This is a genomic window from Salipiger sp., assembly GCF_048261495.1.
Lineage (GTDB): Bacteria > Pseudomonadota > Alphaproteobacteria > Rhodobacterales > Rhodobacteraceae > Salipiger.
Window position 1 is genome coordinate 624,750 of record NZ_JBLXFX010000001.1, and the last position, 13,818, is coordinate 638,567.

The following is a 13,818-nucleotide window of genomic DNA, read 5'->3' on the forward strand; positions in this document are numbered from 1 at the left end:
AAAGGTCCGTTCGCTCGATCCGGCGGCAGGGAAGGGCCGCCCGAGGCCCTATATATTCACAATGTAGAATTTGTGAAAGGGTAAAACCGGGGCCGGGGGCAAATCGCGCCCCCGATCGCCTTCGGCCCGGCCCGTCTTCGGTGCATCCGGGTCGCGGCAGTCACCGGGAGAACGAAAAACGCCGCCCCGAGGGGCGGCGCAAGTCGTCGAAACGGGCGAGGGTTCAGAAGCCCAGGCCTTCGTATTTCTTCTTGAACTTCGACACGCGGCCGCCGGCGTCGAGCAGGCGGGACGAGCCGCCGGTCCAGGCCGGGTGCACCGTCGGGTCGATGTCAAGCTGCATGCTGTCGCCTTCCTTGCCCCAGGTGGTGCGGGTCTGGAAGGTGGTGCCGTCGGTCATCTTGACGTCGATGACGTGGTAATCGGGGTGGATGCCCTTTTTCATCGCTCGGCTCCTTATGCGTCCGTGCCCGCGAGGGGCTTGTAGTTGGTGACTTCGGCGATGCGGGCAGATTTGCCGCGACGCGCGCGGAGGTAGTACAGCTTGGCGCGACGGACCTTGCCGCGGCGCACCACCTCGATGGTGTCGATGTTGGTCGAATAGAGCGGGAACACGCGCTCCACGCCTTCACCGAAGGAAATCTTGCGGACGGTGAACGAACCCGCGATACCCTTGCCGTTCTTGCGGCTGATGCAGACGCCTTCGTAGTTCTGCACACGGGTGCGGGTGCCTTCGGTCACCTTGTAGCCGACGCGAACGGTGTCGCCGGGCTTGAAGTCGGGGATGGTCTTACCCAGGGCGGCAATCTGTTCCGCCTCCAGCTGTGCGATCAGATTCATGTGATCGTCTCCTATATGACTCGCGGTTGCTCCGCGAAGATGTCTCGTGCGCCCAGAGCTCCGCGTCTTCGATCGGGTCCGCGCCGGAAGGGTCCGTGGCGCCCGCGGGAGGTTCGGTTCAGCTTTTCTGTCGTCTGTGCCTGCCCGGCCGTCTTGCCGCGCCGAAGGAGCGGGCCCGACCATGCAGGTATGCCCGCGCGACTCGATCAGAGCGCCCGGACCCGCGCCGTATATGTCGCAGCGCCCTGCCGATCAAGGAAAAAACGGGCCCCCGCACCAGATCGGCGGGGGCGGAGGGCGCCGGTCAGTCGCCCGAGGCTTCGTGCGCCGCCCAGAGGTCGGGTCGCCGCGCGCGGGTCAGCTCTTCGGACTGCGTCCGCCGCCAGGTCGCGATGGCGGCGTGGTTGCCGGAAAGCAGCACCTCGGGGATCGCGCGGCCGCGCCATTCGGCGGGCTTGGTATATTGCGGGTGTTCCAGCAAGCCGTTGGAAAAGCTTTCCTCTTCGGTCGAGGCGGCATTCCCGAGCACGCCGGGAATCAGCCGCACCGTGGCATCCAGAACCGCCTGTGCCGCCAGCTCTCCGCCGGTCAGCACGAAATCCCCGAGCGAGATTTCGGCGACGCCGTACTGTTCCAGCACCCGCTGGTCGAGCCCCTCGAACCGGCCGCAGATCATCGTGACGCCGGGACGCGCCGCAAGATCGCGCGCCATCGCCTGATCGAAGCGCGGACCGCGCGGCGAGAGGTAGACGATGGGGGCCAGCGGGTCGATCCGCTGGCGCGCCGCATCCAGCGCGCGGCCCATCACGTCGGCGCGCAGCACCATGCCCGCGCCGCCCCCGGCGGGGGTGTCGTCGACGTTGCGGTGCCGGCCCTCGCCGAAGTCGCGCAGCGCGATGGGGTCGAGCTGCCACAGGCCGTCCTGCAACGCGCGCCCGGTCAGCGACAGGCCGAGCACGCCGGGAAAGGCCTCGGGGAACAGGGTGATGACCTGCGCGGTCCAGGCCCGTGCCAGGTCAGGCTGCGGCGTCATCAGTTCGCGCGGTTTCAGGCTGGGGCGGATGGCCATGCGGCCGTGGGAACGGGGCGGGTTGCTCATGCCGCCCTCCTAGCCGCAAGGGGGGCGCCACTCAAGCGGCGTGACGGTCGTCCGCGTCGATATAGTCCGCGATGCTCGGCGCGCGGCTGACGCGCCCGGTCGCCAGGTCCCAGTGGTCTCTGTCGCGCGCCGCCCGTCCGGGGTATTCCGCGAACAGCCCGCGCGGCATCGGCCAACGCGGCCGGTGTTGCAGCGTCGACAGCCGGTCCAGCGCGCGGGACAGCACCGGCGCCTTGTCCGACACCGCGTCGGCCGGGGACAGCCCCAGTTCGCGGCCCTTGTACTGCCCGGCGTTCCAGGTCTCGATCACCTCCAGGACCCCGGCCAGCCAGGCGATGTCGCCGCGTTCGGCGGCGGCCTCCAGCCGCCCCGCGGTCGCGATGTCCGACAGGAACTGCGCGACGCTGGCGCGCTCGCAGGCGGGATGACGCGCGCACCACAGGGCCGCCGTCGCCTGCGCGGCGTCCGCCGGGTCATGCGCGACGATGACATGGTGGAACAGGTCCGGGTCCGGCTCCGTCAGGGCCTTCAGCGCCGTGCGCAGCGGCGCCGGGTGGGCGCCCGAGGCGACGCCGGTCCAGACCGCCTGCGTTGCCCGGAAGGCACCGAGCTGGCGGTCGTAGGCCTCTCTCCGCCGCGCCACGTCGGCGATCCGGTCGCGGATGTCGAGCACCACGTCGGGCTTCAGGAACGACCGGGCCAGATCGCCCGCCCGGTCCGGGCTTGCGGTCACGATCTCCACCAGAAGCCAGAGTTCGCGCAGCTCCTCCGGGCTCAGATCCTGCGCGTCGTGTTTTCCCCAGGACCCGAGCACACGGCCGATCACCCCGGCCAGCGCGTGCTCCGGCAGTTCCGGTTCCGGTGTGCCGGTCAGCGCGCGTCCGGGCGGCGGGGAGCGCAGGATGCGCGCGATGTCCGCGCGCTGGTCGCTCTCCGGCGGCGTCTCGATGGAGGACGCGCGACCGCCGTGCATGAGCGGCGCCTTGCGATCGGAAAAGGTCCGGGACAGCCGCCGCGCCACATGCGCCGCGCCGAAAGCGACAAGCCATGACCCGCCGAGCACCGTGGCGGGCCCGACCGACGCCAGCAGACCGTCGATCACGGTATCGGGCGTCAGCACCAGTGCGATGGCAGGGCTGAGCGCAATTCCGACCAAAATCTTCTGTTGCAAAACCATTGTCACGGGACGTTCCCCTTCTCGCCGCGATAACGGCTGAATTCACCTCGAATTGTGGCGATTTCTTGAAGGTCGATGGGCGATTTGGCGGACTGGTGACGCAGGGGAAACGATCAGCCGGATTCGGCGTCCCTGTTCGCGATCCGACGCAATTTCTTCTTGATCTCGCGCAGGGACTCCTCGGAAAAGCCGCTGCGGTTCAGTGCGAGAAAGACCTCGGCCAGCCCGATGTCCGGCTCCGCGTTGACGGGGGGGAGGGTGACCAGACGGGCGCGGACCTCCCCCGGAAGCGCGACCAGATCCAGCAGCGGGCTCAGAGGGCCCTCCGGCCGGTCGCGGCTGATTTCCAGCCGTTCCGACACGACCGTCGCGGGGGCGACGGCGGCGGCAACCTCCTCCAGCACCCGCGCCATGTCGGCGGCGGTGGCGAGCCCGGCGGCGTAGTCCTCGAACGACAGTTGCAGCCGGGTGCTGCGCAGGTTCTGCCACCAGGTCGAGCGCAGCCAGGCCCCGGCCTCGCGGGTGGAAAAGTAGAAGGTCAGCTCCAGCGCATCGCCGAACCGCGCGCGGGCCTGTTCCGCCAGCCCGGCCAGCAGCAGCGGCGCGGCGTCGTAGCCTTCGAGCCCGCGTCGCCCGGGCAGGGTGCCCGACAGATCCTCGGACGAGATCAGCACCGGGCGCGGATCGGCGGGGTCGATCCGGCGCAGCATCCGCGCCGCGCGCCCGCCGGCGGTGGTCAGCGCCTCTTCGGAGGGGCGCAGGGAAAAGCTGCGCGACGCTTCTGCCAGCCCGTCGAAATCCGCCTTCAGCAGGATGCGCAGATGCGGCGACAGCAGGGTGGCGTTCTTGCGCAGCATGGCCTGCACGCTGGAGGTTCCGGTCTTGTGGAACCCGGCATGAACGACGAGCCGCATCAGTCCAGCAGGCCCTCCGGCGGGTCCGCCACGATGCGCCCGGAGGCAAGATCGACCGTCGGCACGACCGCCTGCGTGAAGGGCAGCAGCACGGTGCGGGACGACCCCGGCAGATGCACTTCGAGCAGGTCCGCGGCGCCGTGGTTCAGCACCGCCTTGACGGAGCCGAGTTCCTTGCCGCCGGTATCGAAGACCGACAGGCCGATCAGGTCGGTGTGGTAGAATTCGTCATCGGGCAGCGCCGGCAGGCGGTCGCGCGGCGCAAAGAGCCGGGTGCCCTTGAGCGCGTCGGCCTCTTCCTTGCTGCGCACCTCGGACAGGCGCGCGGCGAACCCGCCCGACACGGCGCGGGTGATCTGCACCGAAAAGCTGCGGCCATGATCCTCGGTCGTCAGGGGGGCGTAATCCGCGATGGCCTCGGGATCGGCGGTGAAGCTCTTGAGGCGCACCTCGCCATGGACGCCGAACGCCCCGGAAATAACGCCTACGCAGATATCTTCGCTCACGCCCGTCGCCCTCGTCCCGTGCTGCACCGCTGCCGCTCTGGATAGACCAGAGCGGGACGCAAAGGCAATGCGGGGCGGATCTTCAGAACCGGAGGTTGAAGGTGCGCGTCACGCCGAGCCGCACGCGCCACTGATCGTCCGAGCCGTTCTCGACGATGGGACTGTCGGCGGCATCGTTGCGGAACTGCTGCCAGGTCACCGCGCCCTCGAGGCCCCAGGCGTCGTTGATGCGGTAGCGGGCGCCCAGTTCGATGCCCGCGCTGACGAGGCCGCCATCGGGATCGTAGGCGGGCAGGGTCGCGCTGGCCTCGGCCGGGGTGATGCCGAAATAGGTGTCGGTATAGCCGTCCGAGCCGTAGAACAGCCGCGGCCCGAGGCTGAGCCGCAGGTCCGGCGTCGGGCGCAGGATCGCATCCGCGCCGATTTCCCCGACCCAGCTTTCATGCCCGCCGAAGCCCCGGCGCACATCGGCATAGCCCGAGAAATATTCCGAGGAATAGCCGATGCCCAGCCCGAGTTCGAGCGCGGCATCCACGTCGTCCAGCCCGCGCAGTTCCGAATGGTCGCTGCTGTCACGCTCGCCGATGTAGCGGAAGGAGCCATGCAGGCCCCAGCCGGTCGGATCGTCCCAGGGATCGGGCGTGCCGAATTCGCGGCCGTTGCCCAGCCGCAGGTAATTGAAGCGGAAGCCCGCATCGGGACCGGCCTTGTAGTCGTCCGAGCCGAAATATTCCGGGGCGGAACTCACGCCACCGCGCAGGGTAAAGCTGAACTGGCCGTCCTGCGCCTGAAGCGGCGCGGCAAGCGCAAGTGTCGAGACCGTCGCGACGGCAAGGTGGCGGAGCATCATGGCAGTATCCCCGGGGGCGTGGTGAGCGAGCATGTCCTGAATGCACGAAATAACTCTGAAATGCCATAAGGAAAGGCGCGCGGGTTTCCCCGCGCGCCTTATTTGTCACGCCCGGAAGCGGCGGATTATTCCGCGGTTTCCTCGGCCGGTGCATTGGCGGCCTCGGCTGCGGCGGCAGCCTTGGCGGCCTTGGCTTCGGCGCGCTCCGTGGCGGCCTTGCCGGGCACGGCTTTCTTGGGGTTGTTGCGCTCTTTCTTCTCGACGACGCCGGCGGCTTCGAGGAAGCGCGCCACGCGGTCGGTCGCCTGGGCGCCCTGGCCCAGCCAGTATTGCACGCGCTCGACATCCATCACCACGCGGCGCTCGTCGTCCTTGGCGAGCAGCGGGTTGTAGGTGCCCAGCTTCTCGATGAAGCGGCCGTCGCGCGGCATGCGCGAATCGGATGCGACGATCGCGTAGTGGGGGCGCTTCTTGGAACCGCCGCGAGCGAGTCTGATCTTCATGGCCATTGTGGAATCTCCTTTTGAATGGCGTCTGGCGGGTCTCCCCGCCGGGATGACGGCAGGGCCGTCAGGATTGGTGACGTTCGTGGTGCTTGATGACTTCCTGAATGATGAAGTTCAGGAATTTCTTGGCGAATTCCGGATCGAGATCCGCGTTCTCCGCAAGATTCTGAAGCCGCGCGATCTGCTGTTCCTCACGCGCGGGGTCGGACGGGGGCAGGTCGTGTTCGGCCTTGAGGACGCCGACCGCCTGGGTGTGCTTGAACCGCTCGGCCAGGGTGAACACGAGGATCGCGTCCAGCCGGTCGATGCTTTCGCGGTGCCCCTTGAGAAGGGCTGCGGCGCGCGCGACGGTGTCGGGCGCACCCGGTTTGAGGGTCTCAGTCAATGGCCCAGCCTTTCGGTTTGAACAGGGGATCCTGAAAGTTGGCGATTTCCATGTCGATGCCGTGGGCAAGCTGCGTGCCCTTCAGCGCCGCCGGAGAGGGATGGCGGTAGACCGCGTCCGAGCCGTCGATCGAGGCCGCGGCCGCATCCCTGGTGGCACCGAGGCGCTCTGCCAGCCGGATGGAATCGAGGTTCTTGGGGTCGATGTAGCTGACCGCCGTCTCCCAGCCCGCATCGTGGTAGAAATGCCGCCGCACCCGGTCGGTGGCTTCGAGCGCAAAGCCCTTGCCGCCCTTGTCCGGCCAGATGATCCAGGCGATCTCGCGCTCGGGCCATTTCGCCGGGAACCAGCCGCCCGCCATGCCGACGGTCTCGCCGCTGTCCTTGAGGTGGACCATCCACATGCCGTAGCCGCGGATGTCCCAGTGGCCGATCTCGGCGGCGTAGAGCATCCAGGTCTCGTACGGGTTGAGCGGCCCGCCCATGAAGCGCGAGCGGTAGGAGGCGAAGGTGGCCTTGAAATCCGGGTAATCCTGCGGCTCGGGGGCGCGCAGGACCAGGCGTTTCGTCTCCAGCACCGGAATGTCGTGGCGGCGCGTCATGCGGCCTCCTTCCGGTGGCGGTAGACGCAGGTCGCGCCGTCCTCCAGCGCATCTTCGGCGGCGCGGTCGCGCTTGGCGCCGAGCTTGCGCATCAGCTTGCGGGCGCGGTCGTTGCCATGTGCGACGTAGGAGACGACGCTGTCCCAGCCGAGTTCGCCGAAGGCATGGCCGCGGGCGGCGATCATCGCCTCCTCGGCATAGCCCTGGCCCTCGGCCTCCTCGCAGAGGAAGATGCCGAGTTCCGCCTCCGGGTCCTCGTATTCGTAGCCCAGCAGGACGAAGCCGGCCGAGGGACGCGTCTGCGCGTCGATCGTCCAGAGCCCGTGCCCGTGCAGCAGCCAGAGCGCGGTGTACTGGGTGAAATCGGTCCAGGCCTGCGCGCGGCTCAACGGCCCGCCCATGAACTGTGCCCGATCCGAGGTCAGGATCGAGGCGTAGCAGTCGAAATCGTAGATCCGCGGGCCGCGCAACTGCAGCCGGCGGGTGTCGAGCGCCGGAATTCGTCCGCCGAGGCGCGCGGCGGCGCGAGCGGCGGGGCCGGGACGATGCTGTTCGCAGGCGGCGCTCATGCGGCGTCTCCCCGGATTTCGGGGTGGCGCCAGACCTGGCAGGGATGACCCTTGACGATCTCGTCCCGCTCGAAATGCGCACCCAGCCGCAGGGCGAGGGCGCGCGACCGGTCGTTCGCCGGGTCGATCAGGCTGATGAGCCGGGTCAGCCCGAAATGCCGCGCGGCGGCGGCGCGGGCGGCCTCGGTCGCCTCGTGGGCCAGGCCCTTGCCCTCCTGCGCGCCGAAGATCGCATAGCCGAGCTCCGGCTCGGGCCATTCCACGTGATGCAGCACGCCGGCATGCCCGATCATCGCGCCGCTGTCGCGCAGGGTGATGTGCCAGACGCCGTAGCCGCGGATCTGCCAGTGACCGGCGCTGCGCAGAAGGGCGCGCCAGACATCGCCGCGCTCGATCGGCCCGCCGACGAATCGCGAGCGCGGCTCGGCGTAGAAGCCGCACATCGCGTCCAGATCCTCGATCCGCGGGGCGCGCAGGATCAGGCGGTCGGTCTCGATCACCGGGATGTCGACGGTCATTCCGACACCTCGTCGGGGCCGGGATGGCGGAACAGCATGTCCTCGCCCATGTGATGGTTGGTGTAGGTGCGTTCGTGTCGCGCGCCCAGCCGCTCGGCCAGCGCGACCGAGCGGTCGTTGCCCGGCACGATGTTCGAGGTGAGCGTGGTCAGCCCGAGATCCTCGTAGGCGTGGCGGCGGGCGCGCAGGGCAGCCTCCCGCGCGATGCCCCGGCCCTCGAAGCCGGCAAAGACCACCCAGCCGAGTTCGGGCTCCGGCCAGCCCTCGGGATACCAGATGCCGCAGATGCCCGCGGTCTCGCCGGTGTGCTTCATCTCGATGGTGAAGTAGCCGTGACCGCGCAGGTGCCAGTGCCCGACGTTGAGCGCGAACCACCGCCAGGCGTCGCCCCGGTGGTCGTAGCCGCCGAACCCGTCCGACCGGGGCCGGTCCAGCAGGAAGGCGATCATCGCTTCGGCGTCGCGCGCTTCGGGACCGCGCAGGATCAGGCGGTCCGTCTCCAGACGCGGGGCGGTGACAAGGCTCATGCCGCACCTCCAAAGGGCGCCCAAAAGCCTTCGAAGGCTTTTGCAAATTCCTTGAAAGGAATTTGTCCCCGGCGTTGCGCGAGGTCCGTGCGCACCCCTCCCGGCCGCCGGCGCGGCGCGCGGGCCGTCGGCGCATGCGACAGCGGCGCCGGACGCCCGGCGGGTATGGTCGCGGTCCGGGTCACCTACTTCTTCTTGCCGAGACCCGAGAGACCCGAGGGCAGGCCGCCGCCCATGCCTGGCAGGCCCATGCCGCCGGGGAGCTTGCCGCCCATCGCCTTCGCGGCGGCTTCCAGCGCCTTGGGATCCATGCGCGACGGGTCCATGTCGGCGGGCATGCCGCCCTTGCCGAACATGCCCTTCATGGCCTGTTTCAGCATGCCGCCCTTTCCCATCTTGCCCATCTTCTTCATCATGTCGGACATCTGGCGCTGCATCTTCAGCAGCTTGTTCAGTTCCGACACCTCCATCCCGGCCCCTGCCGCGATCCGCTTCTTGCGCGAGGCCTGGAGGATCTGCGGATTGGCCCGCTCGGTCCGGGTCATGGAGTTGATGAGCGCGACCTGCTGGCGCAGGACCTTGTCGTCCAGCCCCGCGTCGTCCATCTGACGCGCCATCTTGGCGGCGCCGGGCATCATCTGCATCATCGCGCCGAGACCGCCCATCTTCATCATCTGCTCGAGCTGCATCTTCAGGTCGTTCATGTTGAACTGACCCTTCTGGAAGCGCCGCATCATGCGTTCGGCCTGTTCGGCCTCCAGCGTCTCCTGCGCCCGCTCGACCAGCGCGACGATGTCGCCCATGCCGAGGATGCGGCCCGCGACGCGGTCCGGCTCGAAGGTCTCGAGCGCGTCCATCTTCTCGCCCAGGCCGACGAAGCGGATCGGCTTGCCGGTGATCGCGCGCATCGACAGCGCCGCGCCGCCGCGCCCGTCGCCGTCCATCCGGGTCAGCACCACGCCCGACACGCCGATCTTGTCGTCGAACTCGGTCGCGACGTTCACCGCGTCCTGGCCGGTCAGGCCGTCGACCACCAGCAGCGTCTCGCGCGGGTTCACCGCGTCGCGCACGTTCGCCGCCTGCTGGATCAGCTCCGCGTCGATGTGCAGCCGGCCGGCGGTGTCGAGCATGTACACATCGTACCCGCCGAGCGAGGCCTGCGTCCGCGCCCGCCGGGCGATCGCCACCGGGTCCTCGCCCTTGACGATGGGCAGGGTGTCCACGCCGATCTGCTGGCCGAGGATCTGCAGCTGCTCCATCGCGGCCGGGCGGTTGACGTCGAGGGAGGCCATCAGGACCTTCTTCTTGTCCCGCTCCTTCAGGCGCTTGGCCAGCTTGGCGGTCGTCGTGGTCTTGCCCGAGCCCTGCAGGCCGACCATCAGGATCGGCGCCGGCGCGTTGTCGATGCGCAGCGCGCCCGGATCGCCCTCGCCGGTCAGCACCGCGATCAGCTCGTCATGGACGATCTTGACCACCTGCTGGCCCGGCGTCACCGATTTCGTGACCGCCGCGCCGGTGGCCTTCTTCTCGACCGACTTGATGAACTGCCGTGCCACCGGAAGCGAGACGTCGGCCTCCAGCAGGGCGACCCGCACTTCGCGCATCGCCGTGCGCACATCCTCCTCGGACAGCGCACCCTGCTTGGTGAGCCGGTCGAAGACGCCGCCAAGGCGTTCTGATAGAGTCTCGAACATGGGCCGCGCGGCTCCTTGTTTCCGTTTCCTGTGCCGGATCACATGGGGGCAGGCGACCCGATCGGCAAATTCAGACGGGTCAAAGCGGAATGGCCTCCGTGGGCGCAACGCGCTGACGGAGGGCGATCCCGGGAAAACCCAAGGGACCGGAAGCTGATGACAGACTCCCGGAAGTTGGCCGCCGTTTACGCGCGCGCAGGGATCGAGTCAAGATGGTGCCCGAAGTGCCGCGCCCGATCGTGCCCGGGGCGGTGTTGCTGCGCTGCCGCATGGCGGTTGTGGCGGATTCGCAGCGTTTGCTGGGAAAAGTGGCAGAATTCCACCGAAACCTGCTGCAACTGCAAACATTTCGGTATTTCCGGCTGGCGAAATGGCCGCGTTCGGGCTATGCCTTGTGTGGAACGCCGTCCGGGATTCCCCGGCGGTGATGAACTCTTGGCGCCCACGGGCGTCGCATCAGAAGAAAGGGTGACGACAATGACCAAGAAGCACGTATTCGCCTCGGCTGCGATCGTCAGCCTGCTCGCCTCCTCGGCAGCCTATGCCGGTTCCCCGGTGGCAGCAGAGGAAGAAGACGATCCCTATGCGCTGGCCGTGCCCGCCACGACCTCCCTGCCGCTGGCCCTGCTGGCCGCCGGTGGTGCCGTCCTCGCCGGTGCGCTGATCGCGTCCTCGTCGAACTCGTCCAGCTCCAGCTCGAGCTCGTCGGGCACGACCGCGACCGGCAATTGATGATTCGTTTCGAACCGGAAATTTGAAGAAAGGTGACTGACATGACCTTCAAGACTTTGTTCGCTTCCGCCGCCGTCGCCAGCATGCTGGCCTCCTCCGCTGCCTATGCCGGTTCCCCGGTCGCGGCCGAGGAAGAAGACGACCCCTATGCTCTGGCCGTGCCGGCAACGACCTCGCTGCCGCTGGCCCTGCTGGCCGCCGGTGGTGCCGTTCTGGCCGGTGCGCTGATCGCGTCCTCGTCGAACTCCTCCAGCTCCAGCTCGAGCTCGTCGGGCACGACCGCGACCACGAACTGATATACCGAACTCCCCGGTCACAGTGACCCTACCCCTGAAGGTGACACCATGAAACTCAAAGACCTCCTCGCCGCGGCGACCATCACCAGCCTCCTCGCCACCTCCGCAGCCTATGCCGGTTCCCCGGTCGCCGCCGAGGAAGAGGATGATCCCTATGCGCTGGCCGTGCCCGCAACGACCTCCCTGCCGCTGGCCCTGCTGGCCGCCGGTGGTGCCGTTCTCGCCGGTGCCCTGATCGCGTCCTCGTCGAACTCGTCCAGCTCGAGCTCGAGCTCGTCGGGCACGACCGCGACCGCCAACTGATTTGTGAACCGGGGTCCCCGACCCCGGATCTGCACCACGTTACGAATGCGCCCGGCTGGTCCGGGCGCATTGCGTTTCCGGGGGGACCGCGTCCGTCCGCCACCGCGCCCGCCGCCACGCGGCACTTGCGTCTCGGGCCGGGATGGCGCTCTGTGTCGCAACCCCGCGATCTGACCGAGAGAGACGAATGGACAATTGGGACGAGATCCGCACCGCCTACCAGGTTGCCCGGCTGGGGACCGTCAGCGGTGCGGCCGAGGTTCTGGGCGTGCACCATGCGACCGTGATCCGCCACATCGACGCGCTCGAAGGGCGGCTGGGCGTGAAGCTGTTCCAGCGCCATGCGCGCGGCTACACGGCGACCGAGGCGGGGCATGACCTTGCCCGCGTGGCGCAGACGACGGACGACCAGTTCCAGCTTCTGTCCGGGCGCATCCGCGGCCGGGGCGAAGGTGTCTCGGGCGAACTGCTCGTCACTTCGCTCATCAATTTCGCCCCGCTGATGGTCGGCGCGCTTTCCAGCTTCCGCGAGGCCTATCCCGAGGTCATCGTGCGCTATCTCACCGACACCCGCGTGTTCCGCCTGGAATACGGCGAGGCGCATGTCGCCCTGCGGGCCGGTTCGGTTCCGCAGGAACCCGACAACGTGGTGCAGAAGTTCGACCAGCAGGCGATCGCGCTCTACGGCTCGCGCGCCTATGTGGCCGAGAACGGAATGCCCGCCTCGTCCGAGGATCTCGTCAATCACTGGTTCGTCGGCTACGACGACATCGACAGCAAGGCACCCTTCCACCGCTGGCTGATGGAGCGGGTGCCCGCCGACCGGCTGGTCTTCCGCGTCAGCGACAGCCGTCTGCAGGAAACCGCCATCCGCAGCGGTGCCGGGCTCGGCTTCATGACCGTGATGGAAGGCTCCGCCGATCCCGACCTAGTGCAGGTCATGCCCTCGCAGGAGGACTGGTCCTCGCCGCTCTGGCTGGTCACCCACGTGGACCTTCACCGGACGCCCAAGGTGCAGGCCTTCCTCAAGCATCTCAAGGAATACGCGGCGGATCGTTGCGGGAAGTGAGCCCCCGGGTCGCCGGCCATCTGGCGATGCTGGCCTTCTCCGCGCTCGTCGCGGGGAGCTTTTCGCTCGGCAGCATGGCGGCCCCGCACATCGCGCCCGCCGCGCTCAACGCCGTCCGCTTCGCCCTGGCGAGCGTGGTGCTTGCCGCGCTGGTGCTCGGGCGCGGCGGGGCAGGGCGCGATTCCCTCTCCGCCCCCTGGCGCTACCTCGTGCTCGGCGGGCTGCTGATCGCCTATTTCGTGCTGATGTTCGAAGGGCTCAAGACCGGCGCCCCGGTCAGCATGGCGGCGGTCTTCACCCTGACCCCGATGATGGCCGCCGGCTTCGGCTGGGTGCTCGTGCGGCAGCGGACGACCCCGCGCATGGCGCTGGCGCTGGGTATCGGCGCGGTCGGGGCGCTCTGGGTGATCTTCCGCGCCGACCTCGCCGCCCTGCGTGCCTTCCACATCGGCGGGGGAGAGGCGATCTACTTCGTCGGCTGCATCTCGCACGCGCTCTACGCGCCGATGGTGCGCCGGCTGAACCGGGGCGAACAGACCCTCGTCTTCTCCCTATGGACCACCCTCGCGGGCACAGCGCTGCTGGTGCTCTGGGGCTGGTCGGACCTGCGCGCGACCGACTGGGGCGCGCTGCCGGGCATCGTCTGGATCACCATCCTCTACACCAGCCTCGCGGCGACGGCGGTGACGACGATCCTCCTCCAGTTCGCGGCGCTGCGGCTGCCCTCGGCCAAGGTCATGGCCTATACCTTCCTCACCCCGGCCTGGGTCACGGTGTGGGAAATCGTGCTGGGCCGGGGCATTCCCCCGGTGCTCGTCCTCGGCGGAGTGGTGCTGACGGTGATCGCCCTGGCGCTGCTTCTCGAGGACGACGGCTAGGCGCTACTCCCCCGCATCCTCGGCGGGCGCGCCCAGTTCCGCGGTCAGGAACCGCTCGAAGGCGTCGAGGTTCACCGGCTCGAACTGCCCGAACCCCTGCATCCAGACCGAGGCCCCGCGCAGCGCGTCCGGCTCCAGCTTGCACCACTTCACCCGGCCGCGCTGTTCCTGGCTGATGAGCCCGGCGCGGGTCAGCACGATCAGGTGCTTCGAGATCGCGGCGAGCGACATCTCGAACGGATCGGCCACGTCGGTCACGGCCATGTCGTCCTCGAGCAGCATCGACAGGATGCGGCGGCGGGTGGGGTCGGCGAGCGCCGCGAAAACGAGGGACAACCGGTCGGACATGGCGCA

General features: G+C 68.6%; 21 protein-coding genes. 6 read left to right on the forward strand and 15 right to left on the reverse strand.

The genetic code is table 11. From position 1 onward, the window contains the following. Nucleotides 1-223: 223 nt before the first annotated feature. The 14 genes from rpmE to ffh form a co-directional block, all read right to left on the reverse strand. Complete coding sequence (gene rpmE, locus ACN0RJ_RS02890; RefSeq protein ID WP_417718442.1) at nucleotides 224-445, reverse strand: 50S ribosomal protein L31; 222 nt, start codon at nucleotides 443-445, stop codon at nucleotides 224-226. A gap of 11 nt (nucleotides 446-456) precedes the next feature. Further along, nucleotides 457-840 (reverse strand): 50S ribosomal protein L19, encoded by a 384-nt coding sequence (gene rplS / locus ACN0RJ_RS02895; protein WP_417718441.1) that lies wholly within the window; start codon nucleotides 838-840, stop codon nucleotides 457-459. A gap of 304 nt (nucleotides 841-1,144) precedes the next feature. Next, nucleotides 1,145-1,939 (reverse strand): tRNA (guanosine(37)-N1)-methyltransferase TrmD, encoded by a 795-nt coding sequence (gene trmD / locus ACN0RJ_RS02900; protein ID WP_417718440.1) that lies wholly within the window; start codon nucleotides 1,937-1,939, stop codon nucleotides 1,145-1,147. A gap of 31 nt (nucleotides 1,940-1,970) precedes the next feature. Next, nucleotides 1,971-3,059 (reverse strand): hypothetical protein, encoded by a 1,089-nt coding sequence (locus tag ACN0RJ_RS02905; protein WP_417723358.1) that lies wholly within the window; start codon nucleotides 3,057-3,059, stop codon nucleotides 1,971-1,973. A gap of 170 nt (nucleotides 3,060-3,229) precedes the next feature. Beyond that, nucleotides 3,230-4,030 carry a hypothetical protein gene (locus ACN0RJ_RS02910; protein WP_417723359.1) on the reverse strand — a complete coding sequence of 267 codons (801 nt, stop codon included), beginning with the start codon at nucleotides 4,028-4,030 and terminating at the stop codon, nucleotides 3,230-3,232. Further along, nucleotides 4,030-4,536 carry a ribosome maturation factor RimM gene (gene rimM, locus ACN0RJ_RS02915; protein ID WP_417718437.1) on the reverse strand — a complete coding sequence of 169 codons (507 nt, stop codon included), beginning with the start codon at nucleotides 4,534-4,536 and terminating at the stop codon, nucleotides 4,030-4,032. Before rimM ends, ACN0RJ_RS02910 begins: the two co-directional genes overlap by 1 nt. A gap of 82 nt (nucleotides 4,537-4,618) precedes the next feature. Beyond that, entirely contained in the window at nucleotides 4,619-5,386 is a 768-nt protein-coding gene (locus ACN0RJ_RS02920; protein ID WP_417723360.1) for a MipA/OmpV family protein, read from the reverse strand. A gap of 125 nt (nucleotides 5,387-5,511) precedes the next feature. After that, a complete protein-coding gene (gene rpsP / locus ACN0RJ_RS02925; RefSeq protein ID WP_417718435.1) occupies nucleotides 5,512-5,895 on the reverse strand; it encodes a 30S ribosomal protein S16 in 384 nt (127 codons plus the stop codon). Nucleotides 5,896-5,956: 61 nt separating this feature from the next. Beyond that, nucleotides 5,957-6,277, reverse strand: coding sequence for a chorismate mutase (locus tag ACN0RJ_RS02930; protein WP_417718434.1), 321 nt, complete (start codon nucleotides 6,275-6,277; stop codon nucleotides 5,957-5,959). Next, nucleotides 6,270-6,878, reverse strand: coding sequence for a GNAT family N-acetyltransferase (locus ACN0RJ_RS02935; RefSeq protein ID WP_417723361.1), 609 nt, complete (start codon nucleotides 6,876-6,878; stop codon nucleotides 6,270-6,272). The genes ACN0RJ_RS02930 and ACN0RJ_RS02935 overlap by 8 nt, the downstream gene beginning before the upstream one ends. Further along, nucleotides 6,875-7,447, reverse strand: a complete 573-nt coding sequence (locus ACN0RJ_RS02940; RefSeq protein ID WP_417718432.1) for a GNAT family N-acetyltransferase — start codon at nucleotides 7,445-7,447, stop codon at nucleotides 6,875-6,877. The genes ACN0RJ_RS02935 and ACN0RJ_RS02940 overlap by 4 nt, the downstream gene beginning before the upstream one ends. Beyond that, nucleotides 7,444-7,965 (reverse strand): GNAT family N-acetyltransferase, encoded by a 522-nt coding sequence (locus ACN0RJ_RS02945; protein ID WP_417723362.1) that lies wholly within the window; start codon nucleotides 7,963-7,965, stop codon nucleotides 7,444-7,446. The genes ACN0RJ_RS02940 and ACN0RJ_RS02945 overlap by 4 nt, the downstream gene beginning before the upstream one ends. Next, on the reverse strand, nucleotides 7,962-8,492 hold the full coding sequence (locus tag ACN0RJ_RS02950) for a GNAT family N-acetyltransferase (RefSeq protein WP_417723363.1): 531 nt from the start codon (nucleotides 8,490-8,492) through the stop codon (nucleotides 7,962-7,964). Before ACN0RJ_RS02950 ends, ACN0RJ_RS02945 begins: the two co-directional genes overlap by 4 nt. A 185-nt stretch (nucleotides 8,493-8,677) precedes the next feature. Next, complete coding sequence (gene ffh / locus ACN0RJ_RS02955; RefSeq protein ID WP_417718429.1) at nucleotides 8,678-10,186, reverse strand: signal recognition particle protein; 1,509 nt, start codon at nucleotides 10,184-10,186, stop codon at nucleotides 8,678-8,680. Nucleotides 10,187-10,398: 212 nt separating this feature from the next. On the opposite strand from ffh, the gene ACN0RJ_RS02960 reads away from it, so the two are divergent. From ACN0RJ_RS02960 to ACN0RJ_RS02985, 6 genes are all read left to right on the forward strand, one after another. Further along, nucleotides 10,399-10,614: a hypothetical protein gene (locus tag ACN0RJ_RS02960; RefSeq protein WP_417723364.1), complete on the forward strand. Its 216-nt coding sequence runs from the start codon at nucleotides 10,399-10,401 to the stop codon at nucleotides 10,612-10,614. A gap of 49 nt (nucleotides 10,615-10,663) precedes the next feature. Beyond that, nucleotides 10,664-10,918 carry a hypothetical protein gene (locus ACN0RJ_RS02965; protein ID WP_417718427.1) on the forward strand — a complete coding sequence of 85 codons (255 nt, stop codon included), beginning with the start codon at nucleotides 10,664-10,666 and terminating at the stop codon, nucleotides 10,916-10,918. Nucleotides 10,919-10,959: 41 nt separating this feature from the next. After that, nucleotides 10,960-11,214 (forward strand): hypothetical protein, encoded by a 255-nt coding sequence (locus ACN0RJ_RS02970; protein ID WP_417718426.1) that lies wholly within the window; start codon nucleotides 10,960-10,962, stop codon nucleotides 11,212-11,214. Nucleotides 11,215-11,262: 48 nt separating this feature from the next. After that, complete coding sequence (locus ACN0RJ_RS02975) at nucleotides 11,263-11,517, forward strand: hypothetical protein (protein WP_417718425.1); 255 nt, start codon at nucleotides 11,263-11,265, stop codon at nucleotides 11,515-11,517. 187 nt (nucleotides 11,518-11,704) lie between these two features. Then, nucleotides 11,705-12,586 carry a LysR family transcriptional regulator gene (locus ACN0RJ_RS02980; RefSeq protein ID WP_417723365.1) on the forward strand — a complete coding sequence of 294 codons (882 nt, stop codon included), beginning with the start codon at nucleotides 11,705-11,707 and terminating at the stop codon, nucleotides 12,584-12,586. 26 nt (nucleotides 12,587-12,612) lie between these two features. Then, entirely contained in the window at nucleotides 12,613-13,464 is an 852-nt protein-coding gene (locus ACN0RJ_RS02985; RefSeq protein WP_417718817.1) for a DMT family transporter, read from the forward strand. Between the two features lie 3 nt (nucleotides 13,465-13,467). Here the strand turns inward: ACN0RJ_RS02985 and ACN0RJ_RS02990 are convergent, their stop codons facing one another. Then, the gene (locus ACN0RJ_RS02990; protein ID WP_417718423.1) at nucleotides 13,468-13,812 is read right to left on the reverse strand and encodes an ArsR/SmtB family transcription factor; all 345 of its coding nucleotides are present in this window, start codon (nucleotides 13,810-13,812) and stop codon (nucleotides 13,468-13,470) included. Nucleotides 13,813-13,818: the final 6 nt, after the last annotated feature.